The organism is Anaerocolumna aminovalerica (assembly GCF_900115365.1).
Lineage (GTDB): Bacteria > Bacillota > Clostridia > Lachnospirales > Lachnospiraceae > Anaerocolumna > Anaerocolumna aminovalerica.
Window position 1 is genome coordinate 60,334 of sequence record NZ_FOWD01000016.1, and the last position, 22,154, is coordinate 82,487.

Here is a 22,154-nt window from a genome sequence, read left to right on the forward strand (position 1 = left end):
CATCAGCATTATTACCTTTTCATTTTTCTACGCTCTCATAGCAATTACCCCCTTTACTTTGTATCTTCCGGTAATTGCATATTAGCATAATTTTCCTATTTGTGCGGACTCTTGCAGAAATTAATATACTCTTTTGAAGTAAACTAAAAAACTCCTGTTTCATGTTCCATAAATAGTTCTCTTATTATTTTTCTTCTTGACTGACTGATTGGTAAACAGTCGGTATTAGACATGACTACCTCATTATAATTAAGCATGCTTGCATGGGCATAATTAATAATATAAGATTTATGTATCTTTACAAACTGATATTTTGCTACCTGATTATATACATTTTCCAATTTACCATAAAAAATTTCTTCTCCTGTTGTGGTTACCATCCTGATTTCACGGTCTTCGCTTTCAAAATATAGAATATTCTTTAAAGGAACCTTATGAATATCATATCCCTTTTTATAGCTGAAGACTGCTCCTAGGCTATCCGTTAATTTCATGGCTAAACGTATATCATTAATTATTTTGTAGGATTCAATTGGTTTTTCAATAAAGTGCATAGGCCTTATATTGAATAATTCCATTAAATATTTATCCGTTTTGGACATATATACTATCTGAACCCTTTGGTAATCCAATAAGTCACGAATAATTTTCCCAACTGTTATTCCATTGATATGTTTTAAATTCATTTCAATAAATATCAAGTCAAAACAGTACTCCTTCAGAATAAATTTCAGTAATTCTCCCCCTGAATAAAACACTTCAATTTCCATTTTTTCATTTATTCTTTTACTGTAACTTAAGATAATATTCTCAATGTTAGCACAACTAATCTGATCTTCATCACATATTGCTATTCGAAACATTACCTATCACCCCTCCATAGAAGATTCAAGTGTTACATTATTTATGGTTTAAATCTCTACTTTACTTATTATTTCTTCTAAAAATAGTTTTTGTCTCATCTAGCGTTACTCTTTGTATTCTAAATCCGCTACTTAAATCCTCTCCAGTCCACCCCCATTTCGGTAATCAGTATTTACATTTTTTAACGTTATACTGATATTTTACTATATTCTTACATAAATTACAAATGTTTCTTGTTTGGTTTGTCTATAGTGATTTTTTACTACTTATCAGGCACAAAAAATATTGTAATTCTACTTCTATCTCAAGGCTTCTATGCTATAATTCTTGTATAGGAGGTTTCAGAATGTTAAATAAAATTTTCAAATCCTTAGGTTGGGTATGCAGTATATTCCTTCTGATTTTATCCATTATATTTATAACAAAAGAAGTACCAAAGGAAACTATGAATAATGTTTCAACTAATGCATCTTCTTTCAGTAAAGTCCATTTTATTAATGTTGGGCAAGGAGATGCTATTTTAATTGAAGCAGATGAGCACTATATGTTAATAGACGCAGGTGAAAATAACCAAGGGATTACAGTAGTAAATTATTTAAAGGAACTGGGGATTAAGAAATTAGATTATGTAATAGGAACTCATCCTCACAGTGACCATATTGGAGGATTGGATAATGTAATTCATTCTTTTGACATTGGAAAAGTAATTATGCCCGATGTTACACATACTACCAAAACCTTTGAAGATGTTTTGGATGCCATTGCTGAGAAAGGCTTAAGAATCACAAAAGCCGTTGCAGGTAATACATATACTTTAGGTGCATCCTCCTTTACTATCATAGCTCCCAATGCTTCCGGTTATAAGGAATTAAATGATTATAGTGTAGGAATTAAATTCACCAACGGTGAGAATTCCTTTCTGCTAACAGGGGATGCAGAAGAATTATCTGAAGCTGAGATGCTTAACAATGGCATTGATTTATCCGCAGATGTGTTAAAGCTTGGACATCATGGTTCTTCAACCAGCAGCCATGACAATTTCCTAGATGAAGTTGATCCTGACTATGGAGTAATTACTGCAGGTGCTGATAATTCATATGGACACCCCCATGTGGAAACCTTACAAAAATTAAAAGACAGGAACATAAAAGTTTTTCGAACGGATATACAAAATACTATTATATTTACTTCCGATGGGGAACATATTACTGTTAATAAAGAACCCTACTCTATTAACCAGTCAGATTTGTCAGGAACAGCAAAGAATAACAGCACCACAGCAGTAAAGGATAAGAGTAAAGATTCCGGTAAGACTATTGTCCATATTACCAGTACCGGACGCAAATATCACGTTACAAGCTGCCGTTTTCTGACTGTTGACATAGAGGTCACCTTAGATGAAGCTCTTGCTAAGGGATTAGAACCATGCGGAACCTGTAAACCGCCTACGAAATAGCATCTACAATCAGATAGGAGGAACCTATGAAAAAATACATTATTGACCGTTTTGAGGATATATATGCCATATGTGAGCAAGAGGATCAATCCTTCCTTCATATTCTAAGATCCAAATTGCCTGAATGTATTAAGGAAGGAGATTGTATCATCGAAAAAGAAGATGGTACCTTTTCTATTGACGTTAATGAAAAACTGGAAAGAGAACATAGAATTCGGGAAAAGATGAACCATTTGTTTGAATAATTAATGTCAACCGGGCTGACCATTTAATGTATGAAGAAAAGCCTGAATCAAAAATGGAAAGTGAGTTTTTTAAGTAAAAGCACTTAATCATAACTCACTTTCCATATATTACGTTACGGAACAAATCCTTTTATTTATCTGAAAATAAGCTCACCTTTTTCATTTAAATCAACAATTGCCAGTGATTGAAGGTCGATTCCCATTCCTCTAATATAATCTCCCCCATTCTGGAAGCCTTTTTCTATACAGATTCCACATCCTGCCAAGGTAGCTCCGGCTTGCTTTAATATCTCCATAAGCCCGATTAAGGCTTTTCCATTTGCTAAAAAGTCATCAATAACTAAAACACGATCTTCTGAAGTTATAAATTTTTTAGACACACGAATGGTATAATCTTTATTATGTGTAAAGGAATGTACTTCCGTTGTATAAATTTCTCCATCCAAATTTTTGGATTGTGCTTTCTTTGCAAAAACTACAGGCACTCCGAAGTATTGTGCCGTAATACATGCGATACCTATTCCGGAGGCTTCTACGGTCAGTATTTTAGTAATATTTTTATGTTTAAAAAGCCTTAGAAATTCTTTTCCGATTTCGTTTATTAATTCAATGTCCATCTGATGATTTAAAAAACTGTCAACTTTAAGAACTCCACCCTCTTTTAGTACTCCATCCTTTATAATGCGTTCTTCTAATAACTTCATTTTTCCTCCCATTCTTAACCAGCTCACTGTAATGTATTTACTTATCCTTAAATGTATTATTTTTATTCTACTAAAATACAGCGGTTTAATCAATATATAAATTCTTACATAATAGAAAAGCTGCTAAAATTGGAGGACCATTTTATTTATTTAATTTAAGGCATTTACAAATCTTTCTATATTTATATTTGACAAATTATATACATCCTTATCTGTTTTAGCTACTTTTTTTAAGATAAAACGGTGGAAAAAGTTCATTTTATTAAATACCGCCTGACCGCCAAGATATTCTTTTGCTGCCGCATGTTCCAGTAATGTTTCCGGATATGCATTTCTTAACTGTGTCTCTGCTTCTTCTCCTTCCATCAGACAGCAGATGAACAAGCCCAATTTTTTATTTTTTAGGGTTTTTAAATTATTCAGAGAAAATTCAGTAACTTCTTTCTGAATTTTTCCCACATAGATAGAACCACCAAGGATTACTCTGTCATATTGGGTAAGGTCTACATTGTTGTTGGCTTTAAGATTATAAAAGTCCATAACTCCATTCAGTTTTTCTGCTATTATTTTTCCGCATTGTTCTACACAACCATATTTTGTGGCATAAAGAAATGCTGTTTTCATAATATCCTCGATTCCGGTGCCTTAACACCATTTATTTTTGTAAATATAAACTACTGGATTAATTAATTATATTTATACTATATATTATTCCATTAATGCATTTTCAATGGCTTTTATAATTACGGTACTACTATGAGTTGCTCCTGAAATAGTATCAACTTCTAATGTTTGTTTTTCCTTAATTGTATTAATAATCTCTTCTGCTTTTTTACCCAGTCCATATTTATGGTCTAATAATGCTATATTTTTAATCTTACCATTTTCAATGGTAACCTTTACTTTTGCTCCTATAAAATCTTGAATATAGTATTCTCCTTCATATATTCCATCTTTTATATCAGCGAAATCCATAGTGGAAATTACTATATTGCTCATCTCTTTATTTATTTCATTGAATTTTACTAGTAATGCAACTATAAATATAGTTACAAAGATAAGTATTACACTTAGCAGGTATCTTTTTCTTTTATTTTCCTTTTTCATTAATTTCATACCATCCCCAACTAATCATTATTATTATTATATTTAATGTCCTGTATATTAAATTTTGCATAACAAAAATCCCCATCGGGAAAGTTCCATATAGCTTCGCCATAGGTCACCAGATTAAAACCGTTTATATTCTTGTAGGAACTAACAGGAGTAGACCATCTGACACTTTCAAAGGTTTTACCAGTGGGAGAGTAATATCTGTCATCTGAAACAAAGTTAGTTAATTGTCCAATGTCATTAAAATATAAGGTCGCTGTTATACAATTACCGTCGTTACAAAAAATTGCTTTTACCGAATGTGAATCAACCAGTTCCCAATGAATTCTTTTATCAATCAGGGAAGCCGGAGCCAGAATACACATATCATTAAAAACAGTTACTGTTTCAGCCTGGTTCATTTTCTTACCCATTCCTTCTACAATGGGAATTAAGCCTAACACTTTAATTTCCATTGTTGCAATTCCGTTTTTATAAAAATGCAATCCGAGAACCGGAATTCCTGACATATTAAGATTTAAATAAAAAAGCCTTGTTATTTTATCTAAAAAACTATGCTGCCCTATCTTAACTTGAGACCATTCTCTGTTCTTATCTGTTTTCATGGTTCCATTTATTAAAACTTTAAAATCTTTTACCTTTTCCTTGCCTAATACTCCCACATATTTAAGATATTTTTGTACAGGTTCCGGCAAATGAGCAATATCTTTTTCCGTAAGTACAGACTCTTCCATATTTTTTACTCTATATAAGCCTTCTCTAACTTCAGCATTATATTTTCTTCTTAAGGCATTGGATAAATAATAAATAAGACTTGCAATTACAACTAAAATTACTGCACTATAGATAATCATATCAAGCCTCCTTCCATAAATAAAAACTTAAATGCTTTCATCTTTAACTGCTTCTAACATTTTTTCTATTCCATGATACATCACATCAATCTCTTCTTTCGTAAAATTTTTAAATAGATTTTCTACAAAGCTATTATCTTTTGCATCTCGTTTATCCCAAAACTTATTATTTTTTTCCGTTAATCTCAACCGTAATATTCTGTTGTCATTTTGATCCTTCTCAATTACTAAGAAACCTTTTTCTTCAAGCTTTAACGCAAGCTGTTTTACATTCTGCCTGGTAGAACCCATTAGATTTGCTACCTCAGACAGCATAGGGGGAGTATCTTTAAATTGTGAAATCATTACGATTAAAAACCATTGTTTTGTAGTCATTTCATCATCTGCCAGGTAAGCATCACCTTTTACCTGCAACTTGTTGGCAAGTAGAAAGAGACTGCCAAATATATATTTTTGTTTATCCTGGTTATTCATTTTTGCAACTCCTTAAAATTTTAATACGTAATATATTACCTATATAGGTAATATATTACGTATTAAATAAAAAGTCAATAATTTTTTATCAATATTTAAAATGGTTTATACAAAATAATAAAATGCCATTCTGAGAGAAAATATTCAGCTATGCTGAATTAACATTCAGAATGACATTTTATTATTTTGCAATTACCTGTTCACTTGTTATTTCTTTTGTTTTGATGCTTCTCTATACTTTCTTTCACTCTAAACTTTACTATCTCCCTTATTAAATCATAGGGTATTGGTTTTCCTCCATACTATTTTCTCTCATATAAATTTATTATCTATCTACCTTACCCACTGCTGCTGCATAAACTACAAATTCAGTTTCTTTATCTGCTGATGGCGAAGTACCAAAACCTAACAGTTTATCTGCTAAAGGCTGTTCATATGCACCTATAGCACATGCGCCGCATTCAATTGCTTCACAAGCAAGATAAAGATTCTGGCATACATGTCCTACATCTACCAATGCATATTTTTGAGCATTGTTACTATAACGCCACTCTGTTCGATAAGGGATTACGGACCATACAAAACCAACCGGTGCATTGGCAAAGAAATTCTGTCCTCCAAAAGCTTCGCTAACCCGTTCTGCCTGATTCTCTATTGGGCCTAAATATTCAAGTTGATGTTCTACTGCCATATAATGATATAATCCCGGCTGTAGACCAATCACTTTGTTTATAAATAAATAAGTTTCAAAAGGATGTCTCGCTCCAGCGGAAGGTACCGTACGAAAAGTAGCTTTTCTTTCCTTCCCTACTATACTCTTAATTCCCTGTGTTGACCAAAGCAGGAAGGCAAGTTCGTATTGATTCAAAGGTTCTTCATTGTATTTTCTTTTACTGGTTCTGGAATTGATTAAATTCAGAAAATCATTATTCTTAACTACATCTTCAAAATTTTTTGTAAGAGAAATAGTCTTTTTACCACCAAAATTTCTTTCTAAAGGAGGTTGTGGTAATCCTTTTAATTGATCACTTAATATATCCTCTGTTGGGACCTTCATCATTTCCCTTAATTCCATTATTTTTAATTTAGTATTTTCATCTGCCATTATAATACCTCCAATTATTTCTATCTTTTTATGAAATTGTTTTATATACCATTTATATAAATTCTTAACTTCCCACTTCATATTAACTCTTTTTTGCCACTCTGTTCTAGTTTTACAAATAAAATGGCAATATATTTTCTTCTCTTATTATATCACTCATTAATAAAATATCAACAAATCTGAAATTAACCGTATGTCAATAAAATTGGAAAAATAATTTTATTTCTTTTGCAAATACTAAAATATGTACAATGTTTGAATATTTTTATAACCCTGACTAAAATACTTTAGTAAATAATAGAAAGGATTACAATATGGATAATAATAAAAATAGAATGCGTGATAGAGAAAAAAGCAATTCTGAATTGAGAAAAATGAAGCCGAAAGATAATGCAGACGTTGGAATGATAAACGGGCAGGTTATTGGTGTCCATGAAGGCAAACACGAAAAAAGCAGAAACAATAAAAAGTAACAATCATATAGAAATAGTTTGCCGGCAGAAACCTGTATCTTAATTGCTTAGTAATATTTTCCCTAAAATCTTTCATCTCTATAAAAAAGAACTGTTGCAAAATAGAAGCAAACTATCAGGCATGGAAGAAAAAACCTGTATCACATTCATTTTGCAACAGACTTTTACTGATTGCTATATCACAGAATTCCCCAATATCTTCATCGGTAATCCCAACTTTTTCCATGCTTCCACTATTTCATCTATATAAATATAATTCTGTTTTGACTATTAGTCACTAATTTGTTCTCGTTCTTAAATTTAACTTCCCAATTTGATTTTACGACATTATTTTGTTTTGCTTTTTCATTCATTAGTTTTAAAAGATAACAATTCACTTTTGCAGTAATTGATGATATAGTAAAGCTAAATAATATTACGGTATATAATACAATTTTACAATTTGAAACTTAGATTAAGCAATGTAAACTTATCTCATAGGTGATGAAATGAACTATATCATTAAATACGGTAAAAATTTTATGGCAATTTCAGATAGTATAGAAGCAGATTGTCATAAGCACTGGCTGCTGCAACTGTTTCTCAGCAGTGAAAAGGAATTAAATATTGAAGTGAATGGACAATATATCACTTGCGGTGCCATTCTTGTAAATGTGGATACACCCCATTTATTCAGTGCGGACAGATGCCCCCATTTCACCATTCTGGCTGATCCAACCACAGAGCTTGGGCATGTGCTGAGAGAGTTATTACTGGATCAGCCCTTTTATGTATTCCCCCCTGAAAATACCGTCCTTATGCAACGGGCTTTTAAACATGGGCTTATACAAAAAAGCAACGACGCTTTTATTTCTTTTGTTGAGAGCATAATCTCCCAATTTGATTACAGTAATATGAAAAATTTCGACAACAGGGTTATTGAAGTGTTAAATCTCTTGGATGACTGCATACATGAAGACGAATTTCATCAGATAAAGCATTTTTCTGACAAGACCTGCCTCTCTGAAAGCCGCCTGGCACATTTGTTTAAAGAAGAAACAGGTATACCTCTGAAAAGTTATATTGTTTTGCATAAACTTCAGATAGCATACGAGTCAATTTTTAATGGTGAAAACATAACCACAGCTGCTCTTAATGCCGGTTTTGACAGCCCATCACATCTTGCATATACGAATAAAATGATGACAGGAATGTCTGCAACAAATATTATAAGAGATAGCGAGTTTTTGAAAGTTTAATGATAATTATTCTGGTAAAGTGTAATCAAACAGAAGGAAAGGAAGGATTACACCATGAATAAATATTTGAAAGAAACAGGGATGTTGAATTTTTCCCATAACTCCATACAGAAATTAATAAAGGAAAGACAGTGGGCAAAGGAGGATGAGTTTCAGAAAATCCAAAAAATCTATAACTTTGTACGGGATGATATTGCCTTTGGATATAACACAGATGATACCATTTCCGCCTCTGAAGTTTTAAATGACGGCTATGGACAATGTAATACAAAGGGAACCCTATTTATGGCCCTTCTGAGAGCGGTTGGAATACCTTGCCGGATTCATGGTTTTACCATTAATAAGAAATTACAAAAAGGTGCCATGACAGGACTGATTTATAAACTTGCTCCCCAAAGTATTATTCATAGCTGGGTTGAAATTCAATATAAGGACCAATGGTATAACCTGGAGGGCTTCATTCTGGATAGTGAATATCTGAAAAAGCTTCAAGAAAAGTTTTCCGATTGCAAAACCAACTTTTGTGGATATGGCGCCGCTACTGATAACTTTCAAAACCCACAAGTAGATTGGAATGCCAATGATACTTATATTCAAAAAGAAGGCATCAACAACGACTTCGGCCTGTTCGATTCCCCTGATGAATTCTTTAAGAAACACCAACAGAAGTTATCACCCCTAAAAAAATGGATGTATCGGAATATCGGACGTAAACTTATGAATCGCAATGTAGAAAGAATTCGTAATTGAATTATAAACATTAATCGGCATCAGATTGTATAATGTTTGTATAGTAATTATGAAAAACCATTATAAAGCGGGGTTTTTAATATGGATATTATTAACTATTTTGAACGTTATTCTGCAGAAGAAATGCTTGCAGCCTTACCAAGAAATTATACCAAAGAAATGGCACTTTATAATAATGATATAGTAGATGATCAATTAGAAGATCATAACTTTGAAAGACTAGATCAATTTATTCAAAATGTAAATCTTGGTATTCCAGATACAGTTAGAATCACTGAATTTGGTATAGATGGTCCTCCAGTAACCGTTGTCTTACAATATGATGGAAATATAATTAAATATACTGCGGATACAACTAGGGTAGAAGCTGTACCAAAATATTTTACTTTTTATGGTTATAAAATATATACAGATATTCTACAGCGCTATGGAATGGTATTTAGGACTTACAATCTTTTAGAGTGTGATAATAGAGTTTTTCAATTTGCTTCAAAAATTATACAAAGATAAAATTCTTTATTTTCACATCCTGGTATCACCATATATGGCGCACTTAAAAATGCGGTTGGGCATGTATCATATTTTGTAGACAATGTGGGTCGAGTATGTGGGCATAGTGGTAAGAAAGAGAATGCCACTGTTTATACTTCTCTCGATTATAAAACCTCTAAAAAATCCTTGTAAAAATCTTTAATTTATGGGTTTTTGCAAGGATTTTTTAGTAAGGTTTTAATGAGAGATAAGTATTTTGCCCGCGACTCGACACAGATTTCGAAAAAATATGATACATGCCCGACCGCGCATTATTCATAACCTGACTATTGCAACATCCTAACACAACCGTCAGGGCAAAGCGTTCTTTTTGAAAAATAATAGACTAACCCTTAACACCAGTATGTGCAACACCCTCCACAAATTGTTTCTGGAAGATAAAGAATAATAAAACCATAGGGACAACCGCCATAACCGCACCTGCCATTTGAGCCGGATAATTGGTGGTATACTGTCCTTGTAAAGTAGAAAGGGAGGGACCTAAGGTCATCATCTTAGGTGATGTATTAACAATCAATGGCCACATAAAGTCATTCCATGCAAATTTTGCAGTGAAGATAACTAATGCAACAACACCTGATTTTACTAATGGAACCATAATTCTTCCAAAGGTCTGGAATCTGTTGCATCCATCCAGCATAGCTGCCTCTTCTAATTCTTTTGGAATTGAGGTGAAAAACTGTCTCATCATGAAAGTACCAAAGGCACTGAATAAGTTTGGAAGGAACAAAGCCGGTATGGTATCTAACAGTCCCATTTTTAATATAATCATATATTGAGGTACAAGGAATATCTGCCCGGGTACCATTAATACGGATAAAATTATAATAAATATCATATTTTTTCCGGGAAAATCAAGTCTGGCAAATGCATAACCTGCCATAGTACAAAAAGTTATCTGTCCGATTACAGTTGCAACAGTTGAAATAATCGTATTTAGATAAACTCTTTCAAAAGGCAGAGAATCTAATATATTCTTATAGGAATCAAAATTAAATGCCTTAGGGAGAATTGTTGGCGGTATGGCCATTGCTTCACCTACTGTTTTAAAAGAAGTGAATACCATCCAGAGGAATGGGAGTATTGTTACACCGGTACCAATGATTAAGGCTAAATGAATAAATAAATGTTGAATACTTTGACGATTTCGCATACTCTTTCCCCCTTTCTTAATCATAATTTACCCACTTCTTCTGCATCACAAACTGAAAGATTGTTATAAGCATAATGATAGCAAATATAACAATGGAGATAGCTGCCGCATATCCCTTTTGACCGTAATCAAAGGCATAACGGTAGAACATCATAACCAAAGTCTGTGTGCTTTCATAGGCCAAACTGGTTTTACCGATCATCATATAAATAGTGTCAAATACCTGGAAACCACCGATTATAGAAGTAATCATAACAAAGAAAATTGTTGGAGTTAACATTGGTATCGTAATCTTAAAAAACCGTTTCACAGGACCGGCACCATCAATAGCTGCAGCTTCATAATAGGATTTTGAAATTCCCTGCATACCTGCCAGTAAAATAATCATATTATAACCAACCGACATCCAGATACCAACAATCATAACCATATACAAAGCTGTCTTTGGGTTAGAGAGCCAGTTCTGGCCCTCTATTCCAAATGCACCTAAAATATTATTTAATATACCGAATTCACCGTTGTACATCCATTTCCATACTAATGCTATGGCTACGGACATAGTTACAGAGGGAAGAAAATAAATGGTTCTGTATATGGAGGTACCTCTGATTTTAGCATTTAAAAGTGTGGCTATCAGTATAGACAAACATATTCCAACGGGAACGGTAATGATAACATATTTTATAGTATTTCCTAAAGTTCTGTATAACTCTTTATCTTTAATTAAAGCCTTATAATTCTCTAAACCTGTAAAAGTACTTATGTTAAAACGATTTACATCATTAAAGCTAAACCAAAAATTCTGAATAAAGGGATAAATGTAAAATACAAATATACCGATTACCAATGGTGCAATAAATATATAGGCTGCGACCCATTCTTTTTTCTCACGTTTGGTGGTTTTTCTTCTCATTGGTTTCGTTTTTGCCATGTCACTCATGGTTTATCACCTGCCTATTTATTCATCTTGCTAAGGACTGCATCTGCTTCTACCTTTAATTCTTTGCTTGCCTCCCCTAAAGTTTTTTCACCACTGTAAGCCCATTTTAAATAATTTGCTTCTAAATCATAAAGTTCAGCTGAAGATTTACATACTGGTAATGGATAAGCCACATCTGAATGATTTGTATATGCGGCAAGATTTAAATCCGGATTTGTTGCGGCAAAATATTGCCAGGCATCGTTTCTTGCTGAAATAACTGCTCCGCCTTCACCCTGAATCTTCATAGCTTCTGCACTTCCTAACCATAATACAAAGTCTACCGCAGCATCTTTATTCTTGCTTCCTGAATATACTGCATATCCAAGTCCGTTAATAATGTTAGGCTCTACACCATTGAATTCCGGGAATTCAACTAAATTGATTATTTTATTGATTCCATCATTAGACATGTACTGAGGTGTCATATAAGAGCCAGCAAGGAGCATACCTAATTTACCTGCTTCAAACATAGCATCTGCTGATGTATCAGTCATAGTGGCAAGATCAGGAGATAATCCTGCCTTAATTAAATCAATCCATACCTGAATGCCTTCCTGTGTCTTAGGATCTTCATAACCTGTTTCTGTTTTATCTGCATTTAGAATCCATCCGCCATTTGCATAAACGGTTGGATAATAATCTGTTTGGAAATCCAGTGGAGCAGCTAAAGGATAAACCCCTGCATCCAGTCCTGCATCCTTTAATTTTTGTGCTGTTGCTACAAAATCATCCCAGGTCCAGTCATCTGTTGGATAGTCTACACCTGCTTTATCAAAGATTTCTTTGTTATACCATAAAGCATTGGTATCAAAGTCTTTCGGAATTGCATATATTTTATCATCAAATTTATACATACTGATTAAAGCAGCCGGATAGTTTTCTTCCAGATTCAAATCTGATTTTGTTATATAATCAGTTAAGTCTAAAAGAATTCCGCCGTCTTTATAACTTTCTGCATGTAAAGTATTTAACCAGAATACATCAGGTGCAGTACCCCCTGTTGCGGAAGCTTCTAACTTGGTCCAGTATTCCCCGCCTTTATATGGTGTTAATTGAATCTCAACATCTACATTGTTATTCTTTGCTTCGTAAGCCGTTGCTAAGTTTTCCATAGTAGGACGTTGATTTTCATCCCATATACCAAAAGTTATTTTTGTTTTTCCGCCTGCTGTGTTACCATCCTTATTATCCTGTTTTTTACCGCAGCCGGTAAGTAATGTTGCCCCCATAATAGCTACAAGACCCAAGGTTACTAAATACTTCAAGTTTTTTTTCATAACAAATCTCCTTCTCTTTCTAAATTATTTGTTTCACTATTTTCTAAGGGTATCCAAATCAATAACTGCACCATCTGCCAGTCTTGATTTTTCTGCCGCCATAGCACAATAATGACTTTCCATGGAGCGTTCAACAGATGTAATCTTATTAGTAGGCTCTTTTGCTTTTGAAATCATATCAATAAATTCTTCCACCATGCGGTTGTCCCCTCCTGCATGCCCGGAAAAATCAGTTGCTAATTTAGAAACATCAATTACTTCTGTCTCTTTACCAAAAGGAGTTACCTTAATGGTCTTCTCAGACATATCTGCTACAACTTCTCCCTTAGTACCCATAATTTTTTGATAGCGGGAGCCGGTTGCACTAAAACCTGTCATGGTTAAAGAAATGGTAGAACCGTCTGTCATGTTCATATTTATTACCTGATGGTCCACTACGTTGTTATCACACATGTAAACACATCTTCCGTAAGGTCCTGTCTTAATAGCTTCCGTTATACTTTCAACAGTTGGATGAAGAGTTACAACATCAAGAGGCCAATCTGTTTTTCCATGTGCAACACCGGTTTTTTTATTTGTAATATAAATCTTTTCTGCATCAAAGGGGCAATGTTCTTTTGCTTTGCATCCGTCAAGACAACGGGATGTTGCTCCCTCCGGTGCCTTGTCTTTCTTAAACAAATAGGTATTACCATATGAAGAAACAGATTTACATGTTTTACCTGACAGCCATAATAATAGGTCAAAATCATGGCAGCACTTTTGTAAAATCATTGGGCTTGTAGTATTGGAATTTCTCCAATTGCCTCGGACAAAGCTGTGTGCCTGATGCCAATATCCTACATTCTCAATTGCCATAATGGATACAACATCTCCGATAACACCGCTATCCAATACTTCTTTTAATTTTGTATAAAAAGGGGTATATCTCAAAACATGACATACTACTACCTTTCTGTCACATTCTTTTGCTACCTTAACAATCTCTCTGCACTCGTCAAGGTCAGGTGAAATAGGTTTTTCCAATAACAGATCATAGCCTTTACGAAGAGCAGGAATTGCCTGACTTACATGTTGCTGATCCTGAGTAGTAATAAACATCACATCTGCAAGTTTATCCTGTGCGATCAACTCTTCTGCGCTGGAAAAACATGCGGATTCCGGTACATTATATTCTTTTGCCACTTCTTTAACTTTTGCAGAATCAATATCTGCAATGGCTGCTATTTCCATCTTTTCCGGAAATAATTTAGCGGTTGGTGCATAGGTATCCTTTCCTCTGCTTCCAAGCCCTGCTAAAGCTACTTTAACTTTCTTGTTCATTCCAATTCCTCCTATAATTACCATGCTGTTTTAAAAAAGGTATTATACGTACTTTACCTAACACCTTGCTGAATAATTTGTAACTATAGAATTAATTATAAACGTTTTTACTAAAACCCGCTTTTATAATTATCCAAGTTTTTTGTCATATTATCCAAAATACCTATATATTAGATTTGTAATATATGAGTATATTTGCTAAAATATAAATATGAATCAGTTAAAGGAGTGGGTTGGATGGCATACGTAAGTACAAAATTGAAACGAGAAATTGAAATCCATGAAATTATAACAATTCATTATTTTGAATATATGAAAAATTTTGAATTCAAAGGAGAGGCCCATGATTTCTGGGAGTTTTTATATGTAGATAAAGGAACCGTTTTGGTTCGGGCAGATGATAGACAATATCAGCTAGAAACTGGGGATATTATCTTCCATAAACCTAATGAATTTCATTCCATTAAATCAATCGGTGAGAAGGCACCTAATTTGGTAGCCATTTCATTTTTAAGCCCTTCTCCGGCCATGTCATTTTTTATGGAAAGAGTTACTTCCTTATCTTCACCTGAAAAAACATTAATTGCACAAATCATCGCAGAAGCACGGGCGGCATTTACCACTCCCCTTCATATACCATCGGTAGAAGAGGTGGTATTATCCGATTATGCTCCCTTTGGTTCACATCAGCTGATCTCACTGTATTTAGAGCTGTTTTTAATACAAGTAAAGCGAAATCATTTTTCTGCAGAAAAAGACAACAATGAAATACCAACCCTTAGCACCTCAAAAGAGGGTTCCGCTAAATCAAATATGTTCGAACAAATTATTCAATATATGGAGCTGCATATATGTGAACAGCTTAAAATTCCTGATATCTGCAAAGCTTTTTCCATTAGTCATTCCACCTTGCACTCTCTTTTCCGAAAAAATAAAAATTGTGGAGTTATTGAATATTTTAGTAACATGAAAATAGAACGTTCAAAAGAAATTATTCGAGATGGTAATATGAACCTGACTGAAATTTCACATTTTCTTTCTTATAATTCACTGCAGCATTTTTCAAACCAATTTAAAAAAGCCACCGGAATGTCTCCTATGGAGTATTCTTCTTCTGTAAAGGGAATTTCCCAGGCACTGAATAAAAAACTGTTAAATTTCCCCATGTGATTAATACTGACTGGACAGACCGAACTGTGGAAGAAGATTCAGCTTCAGCCTTATACAGCAATTCGCCAGAGAATTAATATCCAGAGTGTCTTAAACTCTTAAACCATTATGACCGCTCGCAAGCAGGAGTTTATATCCGTCACCAGATGAAATAAGCAGGAAGTACCAGTGAAGTATTCAGTGAAGCAGCCATTGATTCCATTTATCAGTATAGTACAGGAACAGCCAGAATTATAGATAAAGTATGTACGAGTGAATGTGAGTTTTTATAGGAGGTGCGGAGAATAAAGTTTGTATGCACGTATAAGGCAAATAAAAAACTTACACGTTGGACAGGTGAGATAACCTACTACAAAGGTAACAAAAAGACTGTAACAATAGCAACTGCGATAAGGGAAATAAAGGGACTACTATAAAAAGAAAGCCGGCTGAGATAATTTATCAAGCTCTCAGTCGGCAGTAATTCCGGTAGTAAGTGGACAAAAAGTTCCCGTCTGGTTTTGGACAAAGAATAGCGGTAATAACACTATCTGGGATTCTTCCATAAAGACTTAGAATGAAATGATTAAAACTCTATTAATCGAGTAGAGAAATAATTGCTAAAAATTATTTCCCTTTTTATAATCATCCCAATTTCCTTAACATTCTCATCATCTTCCCAATTAAAATCCGGATTATCTTGAAATAAAGTATTTAATCTAGTAGTTGCTTTTCTACTGCATCCTTTTTCATTTTTGTATCTGCATTGGCATCATACGTAATAATTGTATCCATTTGGGAATGACAGAGCAACTCAGCAAGAAGTGGTAGCGGCATTCCGTTCGGTACAAGTTCATAGCCCCGGAATGGCGAAAAAATCCAAATGTTTGGATTTTTTCGAAATCACAACTTTTATGAAATCCAAACTCTCTGGCAAAAAGCAAATATTTACTATCTTTCGCCAGCATAAAATTTGGATTTCATTTTACCTTTTTAGACCACCTCTTGAAAGACCAGAAACTTTCTTCTTGCTTACTTTCTGCCTCTTTATCTTTTTGGCATTCTGATAAAGATACAATAAACTAATGTCTCTGGTTCCTAGTATTCGAGGAATAATCTTAACGAGGCAAGTCGGACATTGCAGGCCAGACAACATTTACGTTCAGCTTTCAACCATGTAATCCATCCATTTCCGAAATAACTTTTGTCTAGATTATTAGGCATAATTCCATTCACTTCAAGAAAAACTACATAAAGTGTGAGGGCATCCTTATAGGATTTTAAGGTGTCCCCGATAATTATCGTAATACTCATGTATATTTGTTACAACAATCCTCATCGTGGTTCCTGATAAACCTACCGCAATATTGTTCATTGGATACAATAACTTACTTTATTTTACCTGTTCAAAGGTTATACTTTTCGATTTAGTATTCACTGCTTTAATTTCATCATAATACAGTTGAGTATTTAATAGCTTTTCTTTATTATCTATACTATTACACCATAAACCTACACTATCAATTGATTTTGCTGAAAAGATTGCATCTTTATTATCCCTTCCTATAAAGCTTGAAAAAGGTATTGTTACAAGTATTGGATTATTGTTTTTATTGTACTCTTTATAATCATTGAGATAGACCTCGAATACATTACCATTACTTGTAATCTGAATTACCACCTTTTTCTTCTTTCCATCTGGAATCGTAAAAAACTGTAGTGCATTTTTCTTAGACCAATCAGCATTATTCATATTCTTTACAACTCCAGCATAACCATTTTCCGTTAATATAAAATCAAGTTTTAAGCCATACTTTCCTTTATATATTTTATTCTTATCAGTAACTAATTTAGACTTGATACTACAACCAGAACCTTTGCCAACACTCCATTGTTTCTCAAGTAGTCTTTCTTCCCCATAGTAGCCTTCAAATGTATCTACTACCGTGAAAGGAAGTTTTATTTCTGGCATATTAAATTTCACATCAATAGAATCATACACCTTATTATTGACTACAAGCTGTATTGTACCTATATTGGCTCCTAAATCCTTTAATGCTGACTTTAAAAACTTACCACTATAGAAACCTTCCTTCCCTTTAACTGCCTGAATTTTTTTGATTACAGAACCTTTTTGATTTTTTGCAACAAATTCCACCGTATCCTGTTTGTCCACATTACTTAATTGTGCTCTTAATGTAATTGTTTTTAATATCCTGTTACCAGAAACAGGACTAATAATAAATCCATTTACTCCTTTTTCCGGTAATACCTTTACTTTTAGATTCTTATATTGCCCTGTCTGAGCTGCAAAAACGGAGTTATTATTATTGTAAAAATCAATAAAATTATCTATCAATTCATGTCCGATGACTGTATCTCCTTTTTTCTCCACAACATATGGACTATAAAAACTACTATCTTCACCAAAATTGGCCCAGAGTAAGAAATAAGATGCATTGGTTCTTGATACTACATTAAGAATTTCAGTATACCAATCCTTTCTCACATTACCTGCTATTAATAAGGCTTCATTTCCATTTGCAATACCCGTTTCTGTTATTGCAAATAATTTATTCCTATTTTTAGCAAAATCCTCAACAATCTTTATTTGTTTTTGAAATTGTTCTATGAAGTTGTCATTATTATTAGGATATTGATGATACATATCAAAGCCTACCATATCCACATAAGCATCACCAGGATAACGTGTTTCAAATTCTTCTATATTTTCTGGTTCACTTCCCGGACTATAAACATATAAAAAATTGTGAACCTGCTTTTTATCCCGAAGATAAGTAACTGTATAACGATATAGATTTTTATATGCTTTAGCATCACATTGGGCAGCTCCCCACCAGAACCAATTACCCGTATTTTCATGAAATGGACGGAAAAGGACCGGTATATTAACTTTTTCTAACTCCTTTCCATATTCTGCAATGAGATCCAAATATGCCGTATAAAGATAATTTAAATCATTTTCTGGCATAATTCTTTCAACAATATTTCCTGATATTACATTTGGTGTATAACCATAGAAATTATAACTGCCATCAGACAGGTATCCTACTTCATCCTGATGATTAGAACCTGATTTGTGATTTTTTACCCTTTTATCAATCAACTCAAAATTTGGCATATGTGCTGAAAGTGTAAGAATTGCCCCATTGTCTGCTGCCTCTTTTGCTACTTTGACACATTTTTTTACCCTTTGCGACTGTGTTTGATCAAAAGTTCCCATTTCATTTCCCGTTAACGATAGTGTATCAATACCAACAACAGCACTATAAGAGCCTGTAACATCTTTCGTATCAGAACCGGAATATTCCTTTCCCTTATTTCCAGCTTTATGATGTATATCATTTTGGTGTCCATACAAAACAAGCTCGGTTTTTCCAATTGCATCTAGATAAGAATATAAGGAAGCCACATAGTCTTTAGCATAATTATCTACAAGTTTTACTTTAGTTTTCACGGGCATTGTTATATTACCAATACTAATAGAGTCCTTTCCCACCTGAATACTTGCCTGGGGTATAGGTTTTAAAGATGCTTTTACATATTGCATTGACTTATGAATAAATTCAAGATTATCTATATAAATCTCTCCACAATAATCTGTATTACATCCAACAATACCCAAACTAAATTTATCTGCAGTAATATTGTTAGTTGGAATGGTTATTATTACTTTACTTTTTACTAAATTGGTCGAATATTTTTCTCCTTCAGATATCTCTGTATCTACATTGATTTCTCCTGCTCCTTCTTGGCTAGCAAATAATTTTGCTTTAAAAGAACCTGTCGTTTTATACGTTGTGTTGTAAATCATATCAAAGGATAATTTTGAATAATATTTGAAAGTTATCTTTGAGCCAAAAGTATAATCTATCTTGGCCTCACTCCAATTCTTATCTTTGTCTTTACTATAATCTAGTTCCAGTTTCATTACTCCTTCTCCATGCAAAATATCATGTGAAATCTTTTTTATACCATGATATTGATATTCTCCACCATCTGTAAATCCAGTAACATTATTGTCAAAGAGAAATTTAATATTCTCGCCTATAACAGTGGAAGCCTTCACAACCTTACTTCTACAAAATCCAAAACCTGTTACACATAATGATACTATTACCCAAACACATATCCATCTTTTTAACCCTGTTCTAAACATACTTACAACTCCTTCTCCATTTTTTAACCTATAATAACCATTTCTGGCGAGGTTCATAAAACATATTACTTTGATTCTGACAAGAATATCTATAACCTTTATACTTTAAAGCGATTCATTGATGCTTCAAGTTCTTTCGCTTTTACAGATAATTCTTCTACTTCATTCACCAGATAAGAAACTGCAATAACCTGCTCGTTAATGGTAGCTGTAATCTCTTCTGAAGAAACGGCAGCTTCTTCTGATACAGCAGAGATACTCTGGATGGAATCCAATACTTTATTCTTAGATTCCTCTATCTCAACCATATGTTTTGAAATCTCCCCAAATCCTTCCAGCAAACTGTCTACAGACGTGTTTACCTCATTAAGAATAGTTATAGTATTTACTAATGCTATTCCTTGTGATTCTAGATAATCTTCTGCCTGTTTGGCAGTGCATACTGAATGCTTTATCTTATCCTGAATCATATTAACAATTTCACTTATATTTTGGGAAGCATTTATAGATTGTTCAGCCAGTTTCCTGATTTCTTCTGCAACTACTGCAAATCCTCTGCCATTGATACCAGCCCTTGCTGCCTCTATGGAAGCATTTAAGGACAGAAGATTGGTTTGTTTTGCTAGTTCATTTATTGTACCAACAATACTGGATATTAAACTGGATTGATACTTTAGATCTTCAATTTCATGAATGATTGTTTTTGTAATACCCGTAGTTGCTAACGTCTTAGTATTGAATTCTTCCATCATAGTTTTACCATTATTTAAAGTACCCATTACAATATCTACAACTTCACCCATTTTTTTGCTTCGTTTACACACTTCATTCATCTTATCAGAAAAGAGGAACATCTCTTTATAACTTTTTTCCGCATCCTCTGCCTGTGTCCCAATGCCCTTTCCTACCTCTTCCATTGCAGTAGAAATATCTTTTGTTGCTGATAAAATGGTTTCTGCATTTTTTAGTACACTTTCTGTAGATAAATAGACTTTTTTCCCAAACTTCAGCATATCTTTAATTAGAACACAAATATTTTCTAACATTCCTTTAACGCTGGAATTCAAAATCTTAAACTCATCTCTTCTTTCAGTTTTAAAATCAGCTGTAAAATCCCCGTTTGAAACCAAAGCAAAAGATTTCGTCATATGATTGACTTCATTGCTTATACCTGTTGCTATCATAGTTCCAATAATAATTGCCGCCACTGCAGCAAAAAATGCAACGAAAAATGTTGAAAAACCAATCAATGATAATTGATCTATAATATCTCTTTTTGGTATTAAACTGCATAAAATCATACCTGTATTCCCTAATTTAGAATATACAAACAAATTGGCTTCATTGTTGTAATTCACATAATAACTTCCATAATTTTCAGGAGAAGTTACTGCATTCTTATAAAAGTCCTGATTTATAAAAATATTTCCCTTAATTTCTTTTCCTGACATTATGATTTCTCTTTCATCTGGACTAATAAAAGCTGCAATGGTATTTTTACTCTGACATATCTTATTTAAAGCTTCAAAAATAACATCTTTTTTTATATCTACAATAATAAAACCATTGCCATCTTTAAATTTTCTTGTTAATGATAACCCGTAATCCTCCTGATTAAATTTAAATTTATCATCTATAAAATGATGATATCCCGACCAGAATTCTTTCAAAGATGGATTATCTCTCCACATTCTTCCTTCCTTTGAATTTATATAGTCTGTATATATAGAATCAGGTAATGTTCCATTGGAAGATATTGCACTTCCCTTTTCTCCAATAATATGATAACTAAATATTTTGTTTGTACTAGCCTTCATATTAACAATCATATTCTTAGTATCTCGTAGAAGTTCCCCTCTTTTACTAGTGTCTAATTTTTCATATTTATTATAATAATTTGCTAAACTCTTGCTATTTGCTACCTCAGTAACTTTCGATGATAACTCTTCCATTACATAACGTAAATACAGACTGGATGTATCTGATATACTTACAATCGATTTTTCATAATGATCTGTTACTGTTTTAGATGCGCTTTGATAAGAAAGAATTCCCAAAAGGATTATTAAAATCGCTGGAATAGAAAAAGCACTAATCAGTCTTACTTTAATCTTGTTTTGTCTCTCTTTCACCAATTTGACTTTTATACTTTTTAATTTATTTTTATGTAAATCCATCCATCTTAAATGATTATCTTTCATCTTCTTGCACCCCTTATACATTCACTTACGAAACCATTGCAAAATAATATTGTTCCCCTTT

At 33.2% G+C, this 22,154-nt stretch carries 20 protein-coding genes; 7 read left to right on the forward strand and 13 right to left on the reverse strand.

What is annotated here, in order from left to right:
* Positions 1 to 143: 143 nt before the first annotated feature.
* Positions 144 to 863 carry a LytR/AlgR family response regulator transcription factor gene (locus BM183_RS10545; RefSeq protein ID WP_091686785.1) on the reverse strand — a complete coding sequence of 240 codons (720 nt, stop codon included), beginning with the start codon at positions 861 to 863 and terminating at the stop codon, positions 144 to 146.
* Between the two features lie 347 nt (positions 864 to 1,210).
* Between BM183_RS10545 and BM183_RS10550 the strand changes: the two genes are divergently transcribed.
* Together BM183_RS10550 and BM183_RS10555 are read left to right on the forward strand one after the other, a co-directional pair.
* Positions 1,211 to 2,320 carry a ComEC/Rec2 family competence protein gene (locus tag BM183_RS10550; protein ID WP_091686787.1) on the forward strand — a complete coding sequence of 370 codons (1,110 nt, stop codon included), beginning with the start codon at positions 1,211 to 1,213 and terminating at the stop codon, positions 2,318 to 2,320.
* Positions 2,321 to 2,346: 26 nt separating this feature from the next.
* Positions 2,347 to 2,565: a DUF3006 domain-containing protein gene (locus BM183_RS10555; RefSeq protein ID WP_091686789.1), complete on the forward strand. Its 219-nt coding sequence runs from the start codon at positions 2,347 to 2,349 to the stop codon at positions 2,563 to 2,565.
* A 134-nt stretch (positions 2,566 to 2,699) separates the two neighbouring features.
* Here the strand turns inward: BM183_RS10555 and BM183_RS10560 are convergent, their stop codons facing one another.
* The 6 genes from BM183_RS10560 to BM183_RS10585 form a co-directional block, all read right to left on the reverse strand.
* Positions 2,700 to 3,269, reverse strand: a complete 570-nt coding sequence (locus BM183_RS10560; RefSeq protein ID WP_091686790.1) for a xanthine phosphoribosyltransferase — start codon at positions 3,267 to 3,269, stop codon at positions 2,700 to 2,702.
* Between the two features lie 150 nt (positions 3,270 to 3,419).
* Positions 3,420 to 3,893, reverse strand: a complete 474-nt coding sequence (locus BM183_RS10565) for a flavodoxin domain-containing protein (protein ID WP_091686792.1) — start codon at positions 3,891 to 3,893, stop codon at positions 3,420 to 3,422.
* A gap of 84 nt (positions 3,894 to 3,977) precedes the next feature.
* Positions 3,978 to 4,385, reverse strand: coding sequence for an FMN-binding protein (locus tag BM183_RS10570; RefSeq protein WP_091686793.1), 408 nt, complete (start codon positions 4,383 to 4,385; stop codon positions 3,978 to 3,980).
* Positions 4,386 to 4,396: 11 nt separating this feature from the next.
* Positions 4,397 to 5,236 (reverse strand): DUF6544 family protein, encoded by an 840-nt coding sequence (locus tag BM183_RS10575; RefSeq protein WP_091686795.1) that lies wholly within the window; start codon positions 5,234 to 5,236, stop codon positions 4,397 to 4,399.
* A gap of 27 nt (positions 5,237 to 5,263) precedes the next feature.
* Complete coding sequence (locus BM183_RS10580; RefSeq protein WP_091686796.1) at positions 5,264 to 5,710, reverse strand: MarR family winged helix-turn-helix transcriptional regulator; 447 nt, start codon at positions 5,708 to 5,710, stop codon at positions 5,264 to 5,266.
* Positions 5,711 to 6,035: 325 nt separating this feature from the next.
* Positions 6,036 to 6,815: a SagB/ThcOx family dehydrogenase gene (locus tag BM183_RS10585; protein ID WP_091686844.1), complete on the reverse strand. Its 780-nt coding sequence runs from the start codon at positions 6,813 to 6,815 to the stop codon at positions 6,036 to 6,038.
* A 314-nt stretch (positions 6,816 to 7,129) separates the two neighbouring features.
* Between BM183_RS10585 and BM183_RS20710 the strand changes: the two genes are divergently transcribed.
* The 4 genes from BM183_RS20710 (at position 7,130) to BM183_RS10600 (ending at position 9,786) form a co-directional block, all read left to right on the forward strand.
* Positions 7,130 to 7,288 (forward strand): hypothetical protein, encoded by a 159-nt coding sequence (locus BM183_RS20710; protein ID WP_170847958.1) that lies wholly within the window; start codon positions 7,130 to 7,132, stop codon positions 7,286 to 7,288.
* 488 nt (positions 7,289 to 7,776) lie between these two features.
* The gene (locus BM183_RS10590) at positions 7,777 to 8,526 is read left to right on the forward strand and encodes a helix-turn-helix transcriptional regulator (RefSeq protein WP_091686798.1); all 750 of its coding nucleotides are present in this window, start codon (positions 7,777 to 7,779) and stop codon (positions 8,524 to 8,526) included.
* Positions 8,527 to 8,580: 54 nt separating this feature from the next.
* Positions 8,581 to 9,276 carry a transglutaminase-like domain-containing protein gene (locus BM183_RS10595; RefSeq protein ID WP_091686800.1) on the forward strand — a complete coding sequence of 232 codons (696 nt, stop codon included), beginning with the start codon at positions 8,581 to 8,583 and terminating at the stop codon, positions 9,274 to 9,276.
* Positions 9,277 to 9,357: 81 nt separating this feature from the next.
* The gene (locus BM183_RS10600) at positions 9,358 to 9,786 is read left to right on the forward strand and encodes a DUF4362 domain-containing protein (protein ID WP_091686801.1); all 429 of its coding nucleotides are present in this window, start codon (positions 9,358 to 9,360) and stop codon (positions 9,784 to 9,786) included.
* Positions 9,787 to 10,153: 367 nt separating this feature from the next.
* Here the strand turns inward: BM183_RS10600 and BM183_RS10605 are convergent, their stop codons facing one another.
* Genes BM183_RS10605 through BM183_RS10620 form a run of 4 tightly spaced genes read right to left on the reverse strand, consistent with a single transcriptional unit; the run spans position 10,154 to position 14,563 of the window.
* Positions 10,154 to 10,981 carry a carbohydrate ABC transporter permease gene (locus BM183_RS10605; protein WP_091686846.1) on the reverse strand — a complete coding sequence of 276 codons (828 nt, stop codon included), beginning with the start codon at positions 10,979 to 10,981 and terminating at the stop codon, positions 10,154 to 10,156.
* A 16-nt stretch (positions 10,982 to 10,997) separates the two neighbouring features.
* The gene (locus tag BM183_RS10610) at positions 10,998 to 11,921 is read right to left on the reverse strand and encodes a carbohydrate ABC transporter permease (RefSeq protein WP_091686803.1); all 924 of its coding nucleotides are present in this window, start codon (positions 11,919 to 11,921) and stop codon (positions 10,998 to 11,000) included.
* A 14-nt stretch (positions 11,922 to 11,935) separates the two neighbouring features.
* The gene (locus BM183_RS10615) at positions 11,936 to 13,240 is read right to left on the reverse strand and encodes an ABC transporter substrate-binding protein (protein ID WP_091686805.1); all 1,305 of its coding nucleotides are present in this window, start codon (positions 13,238 to 13,240) and stop codon (positions 11,936 to 11,938) included.
* 36 nt (positions 13,241 to 13,276) lie between these two features.
* Positions 13,277 to 14,563, reverse strand: coding sequence for a Gfo/Idh/MocA family protein (locus tag BM183_RS10620; RefSeq protein ID WP_091686806.1), 1,287 nt, complete (start codon positions 14,561 to 14,563; stop codon positions 13,277 to 13,279).
* A 237-nt stretch (positions 14,564 to 14,800) separates the two neighbouring features.
* Here BM183_RS10620 and BM183_RS10625 point away from each other — a divergent pair, with 237 nt between their 5' ends.
* Positions 14,801 to 15,733, forward strand: a complete 933-nt coding sequence (locus BM183_RS10625; RefSeq protein WP_091686808.1) for an AraC family transcriptional regulator — start codon at positions 14,801 to 14,803, stop codon at positions 15,731 to 15,733.
* A 1,372-nt stretch (positions 15,734 to 17,105) separates the two neighbouring features.
* Here the strand turns inward: BM183_RS10625 and BM183_RS10630 are convergent.
* Entirely contained in the window at positions 17,106 to 19,892 is a 2,787-nt protein-coding gene (locus tag BM183_RS10630) for a glycosyl hydrolase (RefSeq protein WP_170847959.1), read from the reverse strand.
* Between the two features lie 98 nt (positions 19,893 to 19,990).
* The gene (locus BM183_RS10635) at positions 19,991 to 22,093 is read right to left on the reverse strand and encodes a methyl-accepting chemotaxis protein (protein ID WP_170847960.1); all 2,103 of its coding nucleotides are present in this window, start codon (positions 22,091 to 22,093) and stop codon (positions 19,991 to 19,993) included.
* Positions 22,094 to 22,154 lie beyond the last annotated feature (61 nt).